Origin of the sequence: Paraglaciecola sp. T6c (assembly GCF_000014225.1) — a bacterium.
Classification (GTDB): Bacteria; Pseudomonadota; Gammaproteobacteria; order Enterobacterales; family Alteromonadaceae; genus Paraglaciecola; species Paraglaciecola atlantica_A.
The window spans coordinates 3,886,334-3,905,631 of the sequence record NC_008228.1 but is presented as its reverse complement, the minus strand read 5'-3'; the positions used below and the strand labels follow the sequence as shown (position 1 = coordinate 3,905,631).

Genomic DNA, 19,298 nt, shown 5'->3' with positions numbered 1-19,298 from the left:
TCCGCATCAATAAGTGCCGCATCAGAATGCGTCCAGCGGTTTAGATTAAGGTGTCACTATGCAGTAATGGTTGTTCCCTTTCAAATAGTGAAAACACAGAGCAAAAGCTGCTGTAGCATTCCTTTTAGGCGAGTTTTAAAAGGACTCACACATGTGTTGCATGACGTCGAAAGAGAACCAGTTGTCTTTTAATAAAGAGCGGCCAGTCATGCGCCTTGTTTAAGCCTTTTACACTATCGCTGAGTGATCGCTTATTAACGTGTAATGGTATTAATCCAAAACTGTAGGCTTAGCGCGTCTTTTAGTTTTGCAATAGCACGGGAATTATCAGCGTTTTTTCATTATGAACACACTATGGCTGATGCGTATCACCTAGGGGGCGCATTACTGCCGTTCATATTGTTATCAAAGCTCTGGCATTTTTATAAGAATCATTCTTTAGTACCCTAAAATGACAACTTTAGTACATGAATTGATACGACTTATTTGATTTTCTGAGTATTCCAGATTGTTGGGCTGTGGTATTATCGCGGCGTTTTTTTGTCTAACTATTTGTTTATCTAGGGACTGCTTTGCCGCTACTTTCTGCTCATCAATTATCTGTTTCAAAGCGCGATAGGTTGCTGTTTGATGAGATAAATATATCTGTTTCTGCGGGTGATTTGATGTATGTCAAGGGGCCAAATGGTGCGGGCAAAACAAGTCTATTGAGAGTATTAACCGGATTAGTAAACGCTGACAGCGGCTCGGTTGCGTACCGCGGGCAAAACATTATGCAAAATCGTGAGGCTTACCAAAGTGACTTACTCTATTTTGGTCATGCTTTGGGCATAAATCGCAGTTTAAATCCACTTGAGAATTTAATGTATTGGTGTTGCCAACACAATGTAATGACCAGTGAAAACGCAATATACAATGTATTGGGTGTACTAGGGTTAGTGGGTTTAGAAGATGTGCGGGTAAGTAATTTATCGGCAGGGCAGCAAAGGCGTGTTGCATTAGCGAGATTTTGGTTAAAAACCACTGCCACCGTATGGATATTAGATGAACCATTCACTGCACTAGACGTACAAGGGATTGCGCTGTTAAACGCTCGAATTATTCAGCATTTGCAGCAAGATGGGTGTGTGGTCATGACATCTCATCAAGCGTTAGAGGTGGATTACCCAACAAAAGAGTTACAGTTGGAATATCGCATATGAGCATTGCATTAAAAGCGATATTCTCACGCGATTTGGCTTTAGCCTATCGCCAGCGTTCAGAGCTGATGCAGCCAATGATGTTTTTCATTTTGGTAATAAGTTTGTTTCCGTTAGGCATAGGGCCAAACCCAGCTACATTGCAAAAGGTTGGGCCTGGTGTGATATGGGTTGCAGCGATCTTGTCATCATTGCTGGGTATGGAGCGTTTGTTTAAAGATGATTATAATGATGGTTCACTTGAGCAAATAATGTTGTCGGCGACGCCGCTGCCGTTTGTGGTGCTGGTTAAAGTGTTTACCCATTGGCTCACCAGTATCGTACCGCTTTTGTTGTTATCACCTCTTTTGGCGCTTTTTTTAAATTTAACTGAATCTATGTATTGGGCGTTGTTAAGTACACTTTTATTGGGTACGCCTTTATTGAGTTTAGTGGGCGCCATTGCCGTCGGATTAACCCTAGGGCTTAATCGAGGGGGCGTGTTATTAGCACTGCTGCTGTTGCCGGTGTTTATTCCATTATTGATTTTTGCTACTGCAGCGGTAGAAGCTGCGTCATTACAATTACCGTATACGGCCCAATTAGCCATTATTGGTGCAATGTTATTAATCTCCTTGGCTTTGGCGCCCTTCGCTATTGCCTACGCATTACGAGTGAGTCAAAACTGATGTGGAAATGGTTACATCCTTATGCGAAAACCCAAAATGCATACCAGCTATGTGAGCGCTTACTCCCTTGGTTTGTCACTTCATCGCTTATCTCTTTTAGCGTTGGGATGATATGGGGCCTTGCTTTTGCTCCCTCTGATTACCAGCAAGGGGATTCCTTTCGCATAATCTATATTCACGTGCCTAGCGCGATCTTATCGATGGGTGCATACAGTGCGATGGCGATTTCAGCTTTTATCGGTTTAGTCTGGCAGGTGCGTACCGCATTTATGGCCATGATAGCGCTCGCGCCAATTGGTGCAGTGGTAACCTTTATCGCATTGTTCACCGGCGCTGCTTGGGGGAAACCCATGTGGGGCACTTGGTGGGTGTGGGATGCGCGCTTAACCTCTGAGTTGATTTTGTTATTTTTGTACTTAGGCGTTATTTCCTTGTATGCCTCATTTGAGGATAAGCAGCAAGCAGGCAAAGCCGCAGGTGTGATGGCACTGGTAGGCGTAATCAATTTGCCGATTATTCATTTTTCCGTGGAATGGTGGAATACCTTACACCAGGGCGCGAGTATCACTAAATTCGATAAGCCATCCGTAGCGCCTGAAATGCTCTGGCCTTTGTTGATCAGCATCGTGGGACTGGCTTTGGTGATGGGCGCAATATTTATTCGACGTTTACAGAACGAAATATTACGTCGTGAGCTGCATCGCCCTTGGGTTCAATCGTTAGTTACTGAAACGAAGAGGAAGTAAGGCATGCAATTTGAAAGTGTCAGTGCATTTTTAGATATGGGCGGCTACGGATTCTACGTGTGGCTGTCTTTCGGCGTTAGTTTATTGGCTCTCGCTATTCTCGCTTTTGATGCAGTTCGCCAAAAAAAGCAATTGTTTAATGCCGTAGAAAAAGAGCAGGCCCGAAAAACACGTATTAAAGCGGCGAAGGCTACTGCAGCAGCGCAAGCGTCGCTACAAAACGAGGAAGAAAAAAAATGAATCCTAGACGTCAAAAACGCCTGATAGTGATATCCGCTATCGTATTGGTAATCGGCGCAGCAATTGGCTTAATGCTTTATGCCCTGAGTCAAAACATTGATCTGTTTTACACACCTTCGGAAGTTATCGACGGCAAGCAAATAGGCCAAGTAACAGAAGTTCCTCAAGTGGGGCAGCGTTTGCGTATCGGAGGCATGGTCGTTCCCGGTTCGGTTAAGCGTGACAACGAAAGTTTAGCGGTGAGTTTTGATTTAATCGACACAGGTCCAATCGTGACAGTGAGCTACCAAGGTTTACTACCAGATTTGTTCCGTGAAGGTCAGGGCATCGTCGCCACGGGCGTTTTAACCGCCGAAAATCACATTGAAGCACATGAAGTGCTGGCTAAGCACGACGAAGAATACATGCCACCTGAGTTAGCAGAAAAAATGAAAGGCATCAAACATGTGAAGCCAGAGCAGGCTTACTCAACGCCAAAGGTGAGTGGCTGATATGGTGGCTGAATTAGGTAATATTTCACTGGTCTTAGCGTTACTCATGGCTATATCACTCGCTATTTATCCTTTGTGGGGCGCACAAAAAGACCACTTAAAACTGATGCAAATGGCCAAACCGCTGGCCATCGGTATGTTTGCGTTTACCCTAGTTGCGTATATTTGTTTAACGTGGGCATTTGTACACGACGATTTCAGCTTGGCGTACGTGGCGAGCACCTCTAACAGTACCTTGCCGCTTGTGTATAAATACACTGCCGTATGGGGCGGGCATGAAGGCTCATTCTTGCTGTGGGTAATGATCTTTTCGATTTGGACCGTCGCTGTCGCGTTGTTTAGTAAAGCGATAGAGCTGAAAATGGTGGCTCGCGTTTTGTCTATTCTTGGCATGGTAGCGATTGGTTTCTACTTGTTTATGTTGCTTACATCGAATCCATTTGATGTATTACTCCCGTTTTATCCTGTTGATGGGCGTGATCTAAACCCGCTTCTTCAAGACTTCGGCATGATAATTCATCCGCCTATGCTGTACATGGGGTATGTTGGGTTTTCTGTGGCTTTCGCTTTCGCCTTAGCCGCATTGATTTCTGGTCAGTTAGATTCAACGTGGGCCCGTTGGTCTCGCCCTTGGACTATTGCTGCATGGTCATTTCTCACCGTAGGGATCGCCCTAGGTAGTTGGTGGGCTTATTATGAACTTGGCTGGGGCGGTTGGTGGTTTTGGGATCCTGTTGAAAACGCCTCATTTATGCCGTGGCTCGTAGGTACCGCGTTAATGCACAGCTTAGCGGTAACCGAGAAGCGCAAAGTGTTTAAATCATGGACTGTTTTACTGGCTATTGCTGCGTTCTCGTTAAGCCTACTTGGTACATTTTTAGTGCGCTCGGGTATTTTGGTGTCTGTGCACTCTTTTGCCAGTGACCCAAGTCGAGGTCTCTTTATTTTAGGTTTACTTGTTGTGGTGATTGGCGGATCTCTTTTACTGTTCGCAATCCGTGCACCACAACTTAAAGGCGCAGGACGTTACAAATTATTCTCCCGTGAGGTGATGCTCGCTGGAAACAACGTCTTTCTGACCGCGGCCTGCTTGGTGGTGTTATTAGGAACACTTTTACCATTAGTGCACAAAGAGTTAGGTCTGGGGTCTATTTCTATTGGCGCGCCTTTCTTTAACCAAATGTTTAGCTATTTGATTGTGCCCTTTGTATTACTGATGGGCATCGGGCCATTGTCACGCTGGAAGAATCAGGCTCCCTCGGCGCTGTATAAACAGTTATTGCTCGCGTTTGGACTGAGCTTGTCCGCTGCTATCTTGGTGACTGCGAATTTTGAGCAGACATCCTATATGGCGGCGTTAGGCATGGTTATGGGATTCTGGATCGTGGTCACTACGATCATGGAAATACACCAGCGAATTAATGCTGATAAAAAACTGTCACAACAACCGATTTTCTCGGCCTTGGCTAAACTGACGCCTAGCCATTGGGGCATGGTGGTCGGCCACTTGGGCTTCGCTGTCAGTATTATTGGTATCACTTTAGTAAGTAACTATAACCAAGAAAAACACGTGCGTATGGCGTATGGCGAAACCGTCCAACTCATGGGTTATGACTTTACCTTTAAGGGTGTAAGTAATGTTAAAGGGCCTAATTACACTGGCTATCAAGCGCATGTAGTGGCGAAACAAGACGGTGAAGTAGTCGCTAGCCTGGAAGCTGAAAAACGGATTTATACCGTGCAGCGCAATGTGATGACAGAGGCAGGAATTGATTCAAATATTCACCGCGACTTGTTTGTCGCACTTGGCGAGCAACTTGACGATGGCGATTGGGCTTTGCGCATCTACGTAAAACCGTTTGTAAATTGGATTTGGGCCGGCGCTTTCATCATGGGATTTGGTGGCATTTTGTCTATCTCAGATAAGCGTTATCGCATGCAGAAACTAGCTAGCAAGAAAGTTGCTAAAGACCAAACAAAACTGAACGCGCCACAGGTGCCAGCTTCTCAAGATGCAGTGGAGTCTCAATCATGAGAAAGATTTCGTTATTCGTATTGCCTTTAATTCTGTTTGTGGGCTTAGCGATATTTTTATTTCAAGGGTTGTTTAGTAACCCAAGAGAGCACGAATCAACCTTGTTGAACAAACCCGTTCCGAGTTTTGTATTGCCTGATCTAATGGATACCGATTTAACCTACACCACAGAAGTGTTTGTGGGCAAGGTAACCCTGCTTAACGTGTGGGGCGTGTGGTGCGTTACCTGCGCTGTGGAAATTCCGTTTTTAGAACAGTTAAAAAACGAGGGTAAACACATAGTCGGTTTGTATTACGATCAGGATATTGACCCAGATTTTGGCATTAAAACCGTCGAAAGAGTGCAGCAAGAAGTTGAGCAGAAACTTGGTCAATTAGGTGATCCTTACGCCTACAATATTTTTGATGTAAAGCGTGACCTATCATTAGATTTAGGTGTTACGGGTGCTCCTGAGACTTTCTTAATCGACAAACAAGGTAAAGTGCGTTTACACCACATTGGCGATATTAACCCTAGAGTGTGGCAGAACAAGTTTGAGTCTGTATATCAGGAGTTGATTGCTGAATGATACGTTTTAAATTTCTTATCTTGGCACTGTTCACTGTGCTAAGTACCTCAATCTTTGCCAGTGAAGAAACCTACCAGTTTGAAACCGATGCGCAAAGTGCGTTGTTCTTTGAATTAACCAAAGAGCTGCGCTGTCCTATGTGTCAAAACCAAAATATCGCGGATTCAGACGCCATGATTGCTGCTGACCTGCGCCGTAAGGTGTATCAGCTAGTCAATGAAGGGCAATCTCGCGAGCAAATTATTGATTATATGAAGCAGCGTTATGGCGACTTTGTTTATTATCAGCCGCCTGTGAACGCCACTACGGTTTGGTTATGGTTATTGCCGGCGTTTTTTGTCTGTTTCGGCATTGTTTTTGTTGTGCGCAGTCGCCAGCAAAAGCCAGTAAGCCAAGATGAGAATAAGCTGCAAGCCGCGGAAAAGTTGCTGGAGGAAGATAAGTGAGCGTATTTTGGATAACGGGGATCGTTTTGTTACTCGTAGCGGCGGGTTTCGTTGTATTTCCCTGGTTAGTAGAAGGGCGAAAACGCCAAGATACATTGACTAATACCCGTTTAATTCGGCAACGCTTGATTGAGCTGGAACGGGAAGAGCACGAAGGCTTGCTAAGTCATGAAGACCGATTAGAAACAGAGAAAGATCTGAAAATTGCTTTACTCGACGAGCAAGACTCACAGGCTCAGAATGCTACCTCCGCTCGCGGTGTATTGCTTATTGGTGGTTTGCTAAGTGTGGTCACAGTCGCTGTATTGTACTTTCAGGTGAACAATGTATCAGCATTGAATAACTGGCAAGATGCCAAAGCACAGCTACCGGAATTGGCTGAGCGCATTGTGACGCAAGGTGACGCCTCAGTCACCGAAGAAGATCTGCAGCAGTTCGCGCTGGGGTTAAGAACTAAGCTTACTAGCAGTGAAAATGATGCCATAGGTTGGACGCTACTTGGCCGTGTATATGTGGCTACTAATCGTGTTGAAAGCGCGATGGATGCCTTTGAGCGAGCACTTGCAATTGAACCTGACAATGTCGAAACGCTAGCCAGTTACAGCCAAATGCTATTAATGGTGAATCAAGAAAGTTATCTCGCACAGGCAAAAGTGTATTTGAATCGCATATTACAGTTGGATCCACAAAACACCGGGGCATTGGGTATGTTGGCGATGGCGGCTACCCAACAAGGTGACAAAGAACTAGCAATTGAAACCTGGCAGCGATTAAAAGCATTTGTGCCTAAAGAGGCGCCGATATATCAATCAATCGAAGCGCAAATAGCCCAGTTACAAGGGAATGCCGCAGTCACACCGGAATCGCTGATTAAACAAGAGCCTTTAGCGGGTGTGGTGCCATCAGCAGATAAAAACTCTTCAGCAGCAGAGCCTGATAGCGTGCCTGTAATGGTGAGTGTTAACGTTACCCTAGATAAGCCACTGACTGGTAAAATACCGCAAGACGGCTTTTTGTTTGTTTATGCCCAAGATGCAAATGGTGGCAGCAAAATGCCAGCAGCAGTGGTGAAAATGCCTATGGGCGAATTACCCATTACGGTGGAATTGTCAGATGCGAACGCTGTAATGCCTACGCTAACCTTGTCGCAATTATCAAAGGTGCGGTTAGTGGCTAAAATATCTCAGTCTGGCAATGTCATGAAAACAAGCGGTGATTTACAAGGAACGTTAGAGATAACACTTAATAAATCGAAAAACGAACAATACACGATATTAATCAATGAGGAATTACCGTGAATAAACTAAAAATAGGCTCGCTATTTTTTGTGTTATTGACCTTGGGCGGCTGTGCGTCAAGTAACAGCGCAGACGAACAAGCGCAGGAATATAACGACCCGAAAGATCCGTTTGAATCCGTTAACCGTACCTTTTGGGATTTTAACTACGACATTCTTGATAACTACGTGCTACGGCCAGTAACCGTGGTTTATGTTGATTACACGCCGCAATTTGCTCGTACTGGGTTATTCAACGCGGCGCTGAATCTTGAAGAGCCTTCCAACTCTTTGAACAACTTATTGCAAGGCAAGCCTGATGGCATGTTAATCAGTATTGGCCGTTTCTTGTTAAATTCGACTGTAGGGCTTTTGGGTACGATAGATGTAGCAACCGAATTAGGTCTTGTTCGCAATGAAGAAGAGTTTGGTGAAACATTAGGTAAGTGGGGCGTTGGGACAGGCCCTTACTTGATGATACCTGCCTTAGGACCTAACGACATCCGAAGTGGAGTAGGGGACATTGTAGATACTTCCTATACCCCGCTAGATGCGCTTAACTTTTACTTTTCTGCTTTTAGAACGGGTATTAAAGTACTTGAGAGTCGTGCGACGTTGATGTCTCAAGAGCAGCAGCTTGAGCAATCTGCCGATCCTTACAGCTTCGTTAAAAATGCATATTTCCAAAACTTAGAGTTTAAAGTAAAAGACGGCCAAGTGGAAAAAACACAAGAAGAAGAAGCCCTTGAAGATGATATTGATGCGTACTTGAATAGCCTTGAATAGTGGGTAATCCTAAGTAAATAGAATCGCCATGGTAAGCATCAAAAAAAAGCCCGATTAACTTAGGTTAATTGGGCTTTTTTTGTTTTCCAGGAATTGGTTTAGCTTCTACAACTGAATGCTGAAATTTACTTATAACCGTTCGGATTATTCGATTGCCAATTCCAAGAATCGCGGCACATATCGGCCAACCCTTTTTCTGCCTTCCAGCCTAAAGCTTCGCTGGCAAGTTTTGGGTCCGCATAGCAAGCTGCTACGTCACCTTCACGGCGAGGTACGAATTTATAAGCAATGGTTTGCCCGCTTTGCTTTTCAAACTCTTTCACCATGTCGACTACGCTATAGCCTTGGCCCGTACCTAAGTTGTAAGTCACTAAGCCAACATCACTTTGTAGCTTGTCTAGCGCCTTAAGATGGCCAGCGGCTAAATCTTCTACGTGAATGTAATCACGTACCCCAGTGCCATCAGGTGTGTCGTAGTCATTACCGAAAACTGACAGGAATTCACGTTTACCTGTCGCCACTTGGGTGATAAACGGCATCAAATTGTTAGGAATACCGTTTGGATCTTCCCCTATACGCCCTGAAGGATGCGCCCCTGCTGGATTGAAGTAACGCAGCACAGCAATGTTCCAACTGTTGTCAGACTTATACAAATCCCGCAATACCAATTCCACCATTAACTTGGATTGACCGTATGGGTTCGTAGGTTGCCCAGTGGGTAATCCTTCATGCAGAGGTAATTCAACGGGATCGCCATAAACCGTAGCAGAAGAGCTAAAGACCAAGCTTTTCACATTGTGCTTAGCCATAGATTCACATAACACCAGGGTACCGTAAACGTTGTTATCGTAATACATCAATGGCTTTTCAACCGATTCACCGACCGCTTTTAGCCCAGCAAAGTGTATAACCGAATCAATGCTGTGAGAGGTAAATAGCGTATCGAGCACATTGGCATCACGAATATCCCCCTCTACAAACGTTACTTGCTTGCCGGTTAGCTCTTCTACGCGAGCTAACGCCTCTTTTGAAGAGTTACATAGGTTATCGAGAACAACGACCTTATCGTTGTTTTCCAGCAATTGTAAAACCGTGTGGCTGCCAATGTAGCCAGCGCCGCCTGTTACTAAAATTGTTTGCATCGGGTTACTCTCCTTGGTGGTCAATTTGGGGAATGTATTTCGCGCACAGACTATATTGTATTGGTCTAAGCACTAAGGGGTAAAGGGCAGCTACCAGTGCCGCCCAAAGCAGTGAATACCAGCTTTCAGTGCTTCTAAATATTAGGATGAATATAGGCAAGAGCACCGCTAACTTTAAAACGTTGAGCAGGAGCTTTTCAGGTCCTGTTAGTTTATTTTGAGCAATTTGAATGGCGGCTAACCGCTCAGTCAACGGCAAATGGGTAATACTCGGAATGTCTCTAGACGAAAAATAGATTTTCATTTCACTCTTGCTTATCTAAAAGAAACGCCTAGCTGAAGTTAAACAGGTAGGCGCTATTTATAGTATTATATTATTAATCAATTCGCCACTGGCGAACCACGTTTGTTAGCTGGCTCGTTGACCAGCTCTGCATCCATTATGCTCGCTTGTTCTCAGCAAGCTTTTCCCATGCTTTGGTTTTAAAGCTCAGCAAGAAAATGACAATACCGATGGCAATGGTGAATAAACTAATTTGCAAATACAGGTTAGGCATATCTTCTACTTTATTCGGATCGAAGTTACCTGCCAACAGACCGGCTATGACGTTCCCGATTGAATAAGTTAATACGAAAACACCCATCATTTGACCAGCAAAACGCTTAGGAGAAAGCTTACTTACGGCAGCTAATGCAACAGGGCTTAAGCATAATTCACCTACGGTATGTAAGAAGTAAGTAGCGACTAACCAATAGGGTGCAACGCGCAAGCCCGTCGCAGCAGCTTGGGCTGCAAAGAACATGACCAAGAAACCCGTTGCCATAATAATTAAGCCGACAGCACATTTAAGGCCGTATGATGGCGTCAGCATGCGCTTGGCTAGGTTTATCCATAAAGCCGCGAAAAACGGTGATAAAATAATGATGAAGAACGAGTTAGCGGATTGGAACCAAGCTGTTGGGATCTCGAAATCGCCTAACATACGCTCAGTATAATCACGGCCAAACAAGTTTAGCGACGAGCCTGCTTGCTCAAAGCCGGTCCAAAAAAAGATAGAGGCTAAGCATACCAAGAAAAGCGCACCTAAGCTGCGTTTCTCATTTGCATCCAAATTACCAAAAAAGAACACACCGGCATAATAAGCCAAGAACACCACAGTAATTGCAATAGCCACGTACTGCGCCATGGTAACAGGGTCAAAACTAAGCTGACCGCTGATCATCAAATACGTTACAACGGCTAATCCGATCATGGCAACAGCAATGACTTGCCAAGAACGCTTAGTGGCGGTCGCAGACATCGCCACCATAGGTTGTGCACCAGCGCCGTCTAATTTGTGAATGGTCATGCGATATTGAATTAAGCCAATACCCATACCAATGGCTGCTGCACCAAAAGCCCAATGCCAGCCCATTTCAACCTGCAGGTAACCACATACGATGTAACCAATGATTGAACCTAGGTTGATACCTAGATAATAAAGTGTGTACCCACTATCACGACGATCGTCGTCATCTGCATACAGTTGACCGACCATAGCGCCGATATTTGGCTTAAGTAAGCCTGTGCCTAAGACGACTAACACTAAGCCAACGAAGAAGGTTGAGTTGTTAGGAATCGCCAACACTATGTGACCACACATGATGATCACACCGCCGTACCAAACAGCTCGCTGTCCGCCAATTAGGCGATCGGCTATCCAGCCGCCGGGCAAACCCATAAAATAAACTGCGCCGGTGTATAAGCCGTAAATCGCAGTAGCGGATGCTACCGTAATCACTAAACCGCCTTCTTGAATACTGGCGGTCATGAAGAGTACTAATAATGCGCGCATGCCGTAGTAGCTCATGCGCTCCCACATCTCGGTGAAGAATAGGGTAGAAAGGCCCCCTGGTTGGCCTAAAAAATCTTTTGTTTTTGTTGTCATAATACCTGCCGTAAACCCAGTTAGCGTCTTTATTTTAAAAAAGAAACACGAATGAAGATGCTAAAAGTCTGGTTATGATTATTGTTTTTGCCGACTACTCTAACGGTAGTTAACGATTTTCAGCCACGTTTATACTAGAGCCAAGGGATGAAGACAAGAAAGGCGCTAAAAACGAGATGAAATTCTTAAGAATTGATTTCGGTACTGTATTATCCATATATTATTTTTCACCAGAAGAGGCATATACCTATTTATCTTTAAGAAGGTTGTGATGTATGGGCTTGGCGACACCTCGTGGCGCTTTTTCGAGTATTTGAGCAATAAAAAACCGAGTACAAATTTTAACGTTTAAATGCTGGTAAACACGGTTGTTCATTTGCTAACATACTGCAGCATTTCAACCGTGGGTTACGATTAATAGTGTTCTTAGTCAATCCCACTTTAGATTAAGCAATATTTCTGCCTTATCATTATTGTATTTCGTAGAAAGGTGTTGTTGAGGTTTAGTTTGAATAAGTGTTTTCGGCAATACTTTGAAAAGGAATATCAAGCGGTATGTTAGCTCATCTGGAATTTTTTCCAATTTTTACGGCATTCTTTGTCGCTTTCATTTTACTTATCGTTATGACCCCTATGGCGCATCACTTGGGTTTGGTTGACGAACCAAATCAGCGCAAACATCATGGTGATACTGTGCCACTTACCGGTGGTGTGGCTATTTTTATGGCGGTGCTTATCGCGAGTTTCGTAACTGACGTCTGGCTGAAAAATGGGGCACAGTTTTTTACTGCGGCAGCATTCATTGTTTTACTTGGCATGCTAGACGACAGGTTTGATTTAAGTCCCAAAGGCCGATTACTTTGCCAGTTTGCTGTCGCGGCTATAATGGCGTGGAGTGCGCAGAATCATATAAGCTCAGTGGGCGATATATTAGGAACAGGAAGTTCAGATTTAGGGATGTTTGGCTATTTCTTCACGCTTATTTGTGTTGTGGGGGTTATTAATGCTTTTAATATGATCGATGGGATTGATGGGCTGGCAGGTGGAATGAGCCTAGTTGTATTAAGTGGCGTCGTCTTCTTACTGATATTCTCAAATAACAGCAGTGCCATTATGGGACCAATGCTTATTATCGCCGCGATTGTTCCTTTCCTTGCATTCAACCTCAGCTGGAAAGGCTTTAAAGGCAATAAGATATTTATGGGGGACAGTGGAAGTATGTTCGTTGGGTTAACCATAGTATGGTTAATGGTTGATTATACGCAGGGAAGTAGCCCGGCTATGCGCCCCATTACAGCGGTTTGGATTATTGGTCTACCGTTGATGGATATGGCGGCAATCATGTACCGTCGAGCACGTAAAGGGCAATCGATGTTACGCCCCGATCGTCAACACCTACACAATATTTTTATGCGAGCAGGACTTTCATCTCGCCGAGCACTAGCGGCTATTTTATTGCTTGGTTGTGGTTATGCAGCTATCGGTATCCTAGGTGAAATGTTTAATGTGGCCGAGTCGGTGATGTTCGGTAGTTTTATCCTATTATTGTTCGTCTACAGTTTTGTAATTCAAAATATTTGGACAATTCTACGCTTTGTCCGTGATCGGAACACTAATTAACCCAGTGGACTAAATACATCACTGTGTTTACCACTTTAGCCAAGTCGTTTTACTAATGCGTTGCTTCGCGTTAGTCTTCATTCACTAAATTTCAGACCAATGTGTATATGAATAAATATTGTTATTTACTGGCAAGCGTAGTTTTTTTTCAAGGGTGCTCAAGCATTAATCAGCCAACTGCCAGTAGGCCGCTCGTGGAGCACTCTTATATTGGCGAATCACGCCCTGAAAGTGATGATATGCAAATAGTGCTATCACGCAAAGCAGAAGGTGACAGCTTTAGAGCAAAAAATGAAACCGGTGTGGTCGGGGCTGAGTTTTTTTCTGCTAGCGGATTTCGTTGCAAAAAAGTAACTTTCTCCGACAGCGGTCCACTAGTGTTTTGCCTAAATGAATTAAAACAATGGTACAAAGTTAGGCCGGTTATATCGCAATATAATGAAAATCCGAGTAGAGCAGCAAAATGAAGAAATTCTCTAACTTTTTATCAATTAGCCTTGCGACTATATCACTAGTATTCATTGTTACAGCAAGCGCTCAGCAAAATATTTCCGAAGAACAGTTACGCCAAGCCCAAGTGGCTGCTGGGGCCAATCAACAAGTCGATATATCTCAATATATACAGTCAAGTGGTAATAGTACTGGTAGAGGTTCACAAGTTAATCTACCTAATCGTAGCGTCTCGTCGGTTTCCTCTCTCCAGGAAAAAAGTCTACCCCCTCCTTATGGCGCAAATTTATTTGACGGCGGTTTCGAATCCGAGCGAAGTGATGGACTGAACAGTGCTTATTTAGTGGCACCAGGTGACAAGTTATCTATTCAAATGTGGGGGGCGGTAACCCGCTCTGACGTTATTACAGTGGATAATCAAGGGAATCTTTTTATTCCAGATGTAGGGCCAATCAAAGTCAAGGATGTTTCTGCCAGTCAAATCAATAATGTCGTCACTCGAAAGATTAAGTCTATTTATACAAATAATGTGAATGTCTATGTCAACCTATTAACCGCCACGCCTATCAGTGTATTTGTCGCAGGGCCTGTCAGCAGACCTGGCCAATATGCGGGGTTAGCATCTGACTCTCTGTTATTTTTCCTTAAGAGAGCCGGTGGTATTGATTCGTATCGGGGCAGCTACCGCAGTATTAAAGTGTTGCGTAATGATCGCGTCATTATTGAATACGATCTTTACGATTTTTTGAAACAGGGGAAACTAGAGGCTTTTTCTTTTAAAGATGAGGATGTCATTTTTGTAGAAGAACAAGGGCCTATGGTGACTGTTGAAGGTGCGGCAAGGTACCCGTTTAGATTTGAACTGAAAGATGAAAAAGCACAGGGGCGAGACCTTATGTATTACGCCCGCCCTTTAAGTAAGTCGAGCCATGTCGCTGTGACGGGTAATCGAGAAAATGGATTCGTGTCGGTTTACTTACCCATTGATAACTTTTCTCAGTTTGCTATGTCTGATGGTGATACTGTCTTGTTTAATGATGATATTCGACCTCAGGTCATCAGTGTACAAATTTCGGGAAGTTATGAAGGACCGTCGTTTTATACCGTAGAGAAAGATACTCGTCTGTTAGACTTACTTAGTCATATTGAAGTTGATCCTAAACAAGCGAATTATGGTGCGATTTACATAAAGCGGCAAAGTGTAGTGCAGCAACAAAAAGCACTTCTCGAAGAGTCACTACAACGTTTAGAACGTAGTATTTTCACTGCGCCCGCTTCTAGCAGCGGCGAAGCTGGGATCAGAGCACAAGAAGCGCAGTTAGTAACTCAGTTTGTGGCTAGAGCGCGCAGCGTTGTCCCTCTCGGCAAAGTCATCGTTTCGGAAAATGGTAAAGTTGCCAACATACGTCTTGAGCAAGGTGACGAGATTGTCATCCCAGCACAAACCGACCTTATCCAAGTGTCGGGCGAGGTCTTAATGCCTCAAGCCATCGTATACAATCCCAATGCAACGTTAACTGATTATGTAGCTTGGTCGGGAGGTTTTAGTGACAGAGCCGATGATGAACGTATAGCAATTGTGCACGCGAATGGTTTAACTGATTTTATGGCAAGTGACAATGAGATATGGTTCAGCGAAGAGCGCAAAAATAAGCTAGCGCCTGGGGATCAAATTTTAGTACTGCCAAAAGTAGACACTAAATTAATGCAAACTATAAAAGACGTGACTCAGATTGTATATCAAATTGCTATTGCCGCTAATGTAGCCAGAGATTAATGAGCAAAGCTCACTAGTATGACAGCTGTAATAAAAAGAAATAAGTGGGAAATATGGCGTGATGTAATCTTTGCGCTCTTCACCCGTGAAATACGTACTGGGTTTAATGATAAATTTGGCTTGAGTTGGGCTGTTATTAATCCTGTCGTGTTCATATTTGTTTTGTCATTCATTCGAGGGCGTCTCGGTGGAGGTGAAACTCATACGATGCCAACGTTCACGTTTATGGCTATCGGGATCCTATTTATTCAATGTTTTTTGCAGACCATGGGTGGTTCAGCAAGGGCAATTAGCAAAAATAAAGCCTTATTTGCATTCAGGCAAGTTCAACCTATAAGTGCTGTTATCGCCGGTGCCTTATTCCAGATGCTGGTAAAAATATTCGTTATCGCTGGTATCCTAGTCATCATGTACTTCATGGGTATGGATATTCAGGTTTCTGATCCTTTATTATTTTTAGCGTGTTTCATTTTGCTATGGATTTTCGCTGTGGCGGTCGGTTTGATATTTGGTATTGCAGAGATGTTCATTTCTGAGTTGGGAAAAGTCAGGGAGTTACTTACCCGACCGATGTTTTTCATTTCGGGCGTCTTCTTTTCATTGCAGGATTTTCCGCAAGAATACTGGCATTACCTCGATTGGAATCCCATTCTGCATGCTATCGAATTAGCCCGCTATTCTGCTTATTCCACCTATGGAATTGAAGGGGTGAGTATGTCGTTTCTAGCAGGGTGTGTGTTAAGTTTTAGCTTCCTTGCTCTGGCGCTTTATCAAGTATCTTGGAAGCAGGCAATCAGTCGATGATAAGGCTGGAAAACCTAACTAAATACTACCCCTCACATTTGGGTAAGCAGTATATTTTTAAGGATCTCAGTTTTGATATTCCCTCAGGCCATAACATTGGCATACTGGGTTCAAATGGGGCGGGCAAATCAACCTTATTCAGATTATTGGCAGGAAGCGAATACCCCAACAAAGGAAAAGTTTTAACCGATCTTAGTTTATCTTGGCCTGTGGCGTTAACCACAGGAATACATCAACAAATGACCGGGCGCGAAAATACCCGTTTTATTGGCAAGGTAAATGGTATCGCAGACTTAGATACTTACGAACGCAGAGTCAGAGAATTTGCGGAGCTAGGGGATAAGTTCGATCTTCCGGTAAGAAGTTACTCCAGTGGCATGAAACCACGTCTTGCATTCGCCTGTTCAATTGCAATTGATTTTGACGTCTACCTCATTGATGAAGTGACCTCGGTAGGGGATGCCAAATTCCGTAAAAAAGCCAGAAAAGCACTGTTAGAGCGCAGCGAAACTGCAAACGTTGTTATGGTCAGCCATGAAATGAACGAAATCAGACAATTTTGCGACAGCGCTATTGTGTTACACAAGGGTGAACTAACTTTTTACAATGATCTCGAGGAAGGGATCAAACAATATCAGGCGTTATAAACATGACTCAGCAAGCTCAATTGGCATTAGAAGAGCGATTTCGCACATTACGATCATCATTGTCGACCGAACAATGGTCTGACTGGCAATATTTGTCCGCTAAGGTAGATGAGCTTGCTCTGGTTGATATAGCACTTGCCTTTAGATTAATGCAAAGGGTTAAAAATATTCACCCAACAGAGCAGCACCAACAAAAGTTGACCGCACTTAGGAAGCAGGCACTTCGTGAGGAGCCTGCACTAGCGATTTCCTCTTCCCGGGAATCTAAGGGCGGCAGATTACTCAATAATGCTCAAAGTTTGGGTGATCAAATAGCGGGAGTATTCTCACATCCACAAATGGCGAAGTTCAAACGTCCCTTCGCGCTATTTGTGTTGTTACCTTTCTTGTTATTTTCCTTTTATCAGCTTGTCGTAGCCAGCCCGAGATTTGAAAGCCAAGCTAGGTTAATCGTGCGCGAACCTGATGGCATGACGACGCTAGACCCTGCAATGGCTCTGATGACCGGGTTCGGTGTAGGTAGTGGTAATTTAGACACAGAGCTGGTGAAGGCTTTTATTTACTCAAACGATATGCTGAGGTATTTAGAAGATACATTGGCCATCAAAGCGCATTACAGCGACAGTAATAATGATCTTTTTAGTCGATTAGACGATGAAGCCAGTCGTGAAGCTCTTTTTGAATATTACGAAGATAAAGTCGTTGTCGAGCTCGATGCTGAATCACAAGTTGTCAGTGTCTTTGTACAAGCATTTAACCCTGAATTTGCCCACTTGATGAGCAAGACTATCGTTGAACATGCTGAGTGGTATATTAACGAAATTGGGCATAACCTAGCCAAAAAGCAACTTGAATTTGTTAAACTAGAACACCTCAAGGTCGAGCAAAGATTACAAAAAGCAAAAACTGAGTTGCTGTCGTTCCAGCGCCGTCATGATCTACTCGATCCTCAAGCTGAAGGGATGGCATTACAGCAAATTACTTATCGCCTAGAGGGGGAAATAGCTGCAAAACGTACTGAACTGAGAGCATTAAAGAGCAGTATGAGTGACAATGCTTCACAGGTTATTCAAGCTAGATCTCAATTAGATAGTATGCAACAGCAACTTGAGAAAGAGCGTTCGCGCTTGACCGACCAATCGAAAACTGATGACTCGCTTCCAGAAAGTGAAAAGAACCTAAGTGTGAGTCAGGTGCTAGCTAAGTTCGCGGACCATAAAATCGACATGGAGTTAGCGTTGCAGGCTTATACATCCTCTCAAGTGTCTTTGGAAAAGTCTCGAATCGAAGCGTATCGGCAATTAAAATACTTAGTAACAGTGGAAACCCCAACCTTACCAGAAGAAGCAAAATACCCTGAAGTGTTTTATAACATGAGCCTCTTTTTAGCGGTACTGCTGATGTTATTTGGTATCGGTCGGATAATTCTAGCGACAGTAGATGAATTACGCTAAGCAGCGTTGTAGTTAGGTTGTACCAAGCAAAATGCTAGCGTTAAAAGTACCACTCATTTGCGGCATTTTGTATCGACAACGTTAACTATTTGCGCGGCTTGTTTTTGCTTATTGAAGTTTAATTTATATGCCAGAACTTTAATCGTACTGTAGTCTTGCAGGCTCTTTGTCTAAAAAAGGGCCGCAACAGAGCCTCAAGGACGTATGGAAACATTTTGGCTTGGCCCTTGTCAGCTCTTGAAACTGCGATAGGAGGGTTTTTGCCTAGCTCAAGGTTTTGATAATTCGTCGTGTTTATGGTGTGTGCGCTTGTCACTAGCTAACCCATCTAGTGATGTAAAATTACGTGTGTATTGTCCTGGTGATAATTGACAAATATGTTAGCCAACACCATTGAAACAGATAAATACAGACTTATTTATATCGTCTACTTAATGCCTTCACATTAATTTAATACTTATGTTACGGAGTCTTATAGCCCTATGATAAAAAGCCCAATCAGAAATAAAATGTGTATTGGGGCATTGTCCCTTTTGGCCAGTGTAGCCGATGCAGATGTTTACACTTCCATACATGAAAGCAAAACAGTCGAAGCCAGCGGATTTGAATGTGCAGAAGAGGCTCTGCATGTAATGGATGTATTAGGCCGAGGTCCAAAATTTCCTGAGTTTTTAATTAAAGATGTTGAGATTGAGCTTAACAGGCAGAACAAAGGCGCACACCTCGTCAGTATTTCTTGTGTTGGAAAGCCAGAATTAATGGCGAGAAATGTCGCTGACTCACAGAATAACAGTGGGCAATCGGTTTTATCAGCCTTGTCTGTGTCATTTCCATTGCACCTTGAAGTTCAAAACCGCGAAGGTGTAAAAAATACGACATCATTAGATATAGAACAAAATTACTTAGTGGAAAATTTGGATACAGGAAACCTACCTACCGTGACGCAAAATTTCATCGTAAAAAGCAGCAACTAATGTAAAAGTGTTAACTCATAGAAGCTTTATACGTCCTAAAAGCCTT

Annotated in this window: 20 protein-coding genes; 17 read left to right on the top strand and 3 right to left on the bottom strand. The window is 43.6% G+C overall.

The annotated features are described in order from the left end of the window. Positions 1 to 572 precede the first annotated feature (572 nt). Genes ccmA through PATL_RS16655 form a run of 10 tightly spaced genes read left to right on the top strand, consistent with a single transcriptional unit; the run spans position 573 to position 8,456 of the window. Positions 573 to 1,202 (top strand): cytochrome c biogenesis heme-transporting ATPase CcmA, encoded by a 630-nt coding sequence (gene ccmA / locus PATL_RS16700; RefSeq protein ID WP_041713997.1) that lies wholly within the window; start codon positions 573 to 575, stop codon positions 1,200 to 1,202. Continuing rightward, positions 1,199 to 1,867 (top strand): heme exporter protein CcmB, encoded by a 669-nt coding sequence (gene ccmB / locus PATL_RS16695; protein WP_011575991.1) that lies wholly within the window; start codon positions 1,199 to 1,201, stop codon positions 1,865 to 1,867. The genes ccmA and ccmB overlap by 4 nt, the downstream gene beginning before the upstream one ends. Beyond that, positions 1,867 to 2,613, top strand: coding sequence for a heme ABC transporter permease (locus PATL_RS16690; RefSeq protein WP_011575990.1), 747 nt, complete (start codon positions 1,867 to 1,869; stop codon positions 2,611 to 2,613). The genes ccmB and PATL_RS16690 overlap by 1 nt, the downstream gene beginning before the upstream one ends. Before the next feature lie 3 nt (positions 2,614 to 2,616). Further along, positions 2,617 to 2,853 carry a heme exporter protein CcmD gene (gene ccmD, locus PATL_RS16685; RefSeq protein ID WP_011575989.1) on the top strand — a complete coding sequence of 79 codons (237 nt, stop codon included), beginning with the start codon at positions 2,617 to 2,619 and terminating at the stop codon, positions 2,851 to 2,853. Then, entirely contained in the window at positions 2,850 to 3,344 is a 495-nt protein-coding gene (gene ccmE / locus PATL_RS16680) for a cytochrome c maturation protein CcmE (RefSeq protein ID WP_011575988.1), read from the top strand. The genes ccmD and ccmE overlap by 4 nt, the downstream gene beginning before the upstream one ends. A gap of 1 nt (position 3,345) precedes the next feature. Continuing rightward, positions 3,346 to 5,379, top strand: a complete 2,034-nt coding sequence (locus tag PATL_RS16675) for a heme lyase CcmF/NrfE family subunit (protein WP_011575987.1) — start codon at positions 3,346 to 3,348, stop codon at positions 5,377 to 5,379. After that, complete coding sequence (locus tag PATL_RS16670) at positions 5,376 to 5,948, top strand: redoxin family protein (protein WP_011575986.1); 573 nt, start codon at positions 5,376 to 5,378, stop codon at positions 5,946 to 5,948. Before PATL_RS16675 ends, PATL_RS16670 begins: the two co-directional genes overlap by 4 nt. Continuing rightward, the gene (locus PATL_RS16665) at positions 5,945 to 6,394 is read left to right on the top strand and encodes a cytochrome c-type biogenesis protein (RefSeq protein ID WP_011575985.1); all 450 of its coding nucleotides are present in this window, start codon (positions 5,945 to 5,947) and stop codon (positions 6,392 to 6,394) included. The genes PATL_RS16670 and PATL_RS16665 overlap by 4 nt, the downstream gene beginning before the upstream one ends. Continuing rightward, the gene (gene ccmI / locus PATL_RS16660) at positions 6,391 to 7,692 is read left to right on the top strand and encodes a c-type cytochrome biogenesis protein CcmI (protein ID WP_011575984.1); all 1,302 of its coding nucleotides are present in this window, start codon (positions 6,391 to 6,393) and stop codon (positions 7,690 to 7,692) included. Before PATL_RS16665 ends, ccmI begins: the two co-directional genes overlap by 4 nt. Continuing rightward, the gene (locus PATL_RS16655; protein ID WP_011575983.1) at positions 7,689 to 8,456 is read left to right on the top strand and encodes an MlaA family lipoprotein; all 768 of its coding nucleotides are present in this window, start codon (positions 7,689 to 7,691) and stop codon (positions 8,454 to 8,456) included. The genes ccmI and PATL_RS16655 overlap by 4 nt, the downstream gene beginning before the upstream one ends. A gap of 125 nt (positions 8,457 to 8,581) precedes the next feature. Here PATL_RS16655 and galE read toward each other — a convergent pair whose 3' ends face one another. The 3 genes from galE to PATL_RS16640 form a co-directional block, all read right to left on the bottom strand. Continuing rightward, complete coding sequence (galE, locus tag PATL_RS16650) at positions 8,582 to 9,598, bottom strand: UDP-glucose 4-epimerase GalE (RefSeq protein ID WP_011575982.1); 1,017 nt, start codon at positions 9,596 to 9,598, stop codon at positions 8,582 to 8,584. Between the two features lie 4 nt (positions 9,599 to 9,602). Beyond that, on the bottom strand, positions 9,603 to 9,902 hold the full coding sequence (locus PATL_RS16645) for a DUF6170 family protein (protein WP_011575981.1): 300 nt from the start codon (positions 9,900 to 9,902) through the stop codon (positions 9,603 to 9,605). A gap of 136 nt (positions 9,903 to 10,038) precedes the next feature. After that, on the bottom strand, positions 10,039 to 11,526 hold the full coding sequence (locus PATL_RS16640) for a peptide MFS transporter (RefSeq protein ID WP_011575980.1): 1,488 nt from the start codon (positions 11,524 to 11,526) through the stop codon (positions 10,039 to 10,041). Positions 11,527 to 12,081: 555 nt separating this feature from the next. On the opposite strand from PATL_RS16640, the gene wecA reads away from it, so the two are divergent. From wecA to PATL_RS16605, 7 genes are all read left to right on the top strand, one after another. After that, the gene (gene wecA / locus PATL_RS16635) at positions 12,082 to 13,146 is read left to right on the top strand and encodes a UDP-N-acetylglucosamine--undecaprenyl-phosphate N-acetylglucosaminephosphotransferase (RefSeq protein WP_011575979.1); all 1,065 of its coding nucleotides are present in this window, start codon (positions 12,082 to 12,084) and stop codon (positions 13,144 to 13,146) included. Between the two features lie 239 nt (positions 13,147 to 13,385). Further along, positions 13,386 to 13,613, top strand: coding sequence for a hypothetical protein (locus PATL_RS22720; RefSeq protein ID WP_157043421.1), 228 nt, complete (start codon positions 13,386 to 13,388; stop codon positions 13,611 to 13,613). Continuing rightward, positions 13,610 to 15,373, top strand: a complete 1,764-nt coding sequence (locus PATL_RS16625; RefSeq protein WP_011575977.1) for a polysaccharide biosynthesis/export family protein — start codon at positions 13,610 to 13,612, stop codon at positions 15,371 to 15,373. Before PATL_RS22720 ends, PATL_RS16625 begins: the two co-directional genes overlap by 4 nt. An 18-nt stretch (positions 15,374 to 15,391) precedes the next feature. Next, positions 15,392 to 16,177, top strand: a complete 786-nt coding sequence (locus PATL_RS16620; RefSeq protein ID WP_041713991.1) for an ABC transporter permease — start codon at positions 15,392 to 15,394, stop codon at positions 16,175 to 16,177. Further along, positions 16,174 to 16,824 (top strand): ABC transporter ATP-binding protein, encoded by a 651-nt coding sequence (locus PATL_RS16615; protein WP_011575975.1) that lies wholly within the window; start codon positions 16,174 to 16,176, stop codon positions 16,822 to 16,824. The genes PATL_RS16620 and PATL_RS16615 overlap by 4 nt, the downstream gene beginning before the upstream one ends. A gap of 2 nt (positions 16,825 to 16,826) precedes the next feature. Then, the gene (locus PATL_RS16610; RefSeq protein ID WP_011575974.1) at positions 16,827 to 18,278 is read left to right on the top strand and encodes an LPS biosynthesis protein; all 1,452 of its coding nucleotides are present in this window, start codon (positions 16,827 to 16,829) and stop codon (positions 18,276 to 18,278) included. Positions 18,279 to 18,760: 482 nt separating this feature from the next. Further along, positions 18,761 to 19,252: a hypothetical protein gene (locus tag PATL_RS16605; protein WP_011575973.1), complete on the top strand. Its 492-nt coding sequence runs from the start codon at positions 18,761 to 18,763 to the stop codon at positions 19,250 to 19,252. Positions 19,253 to 19,298 lie beyond the last annotated feature (46 nt).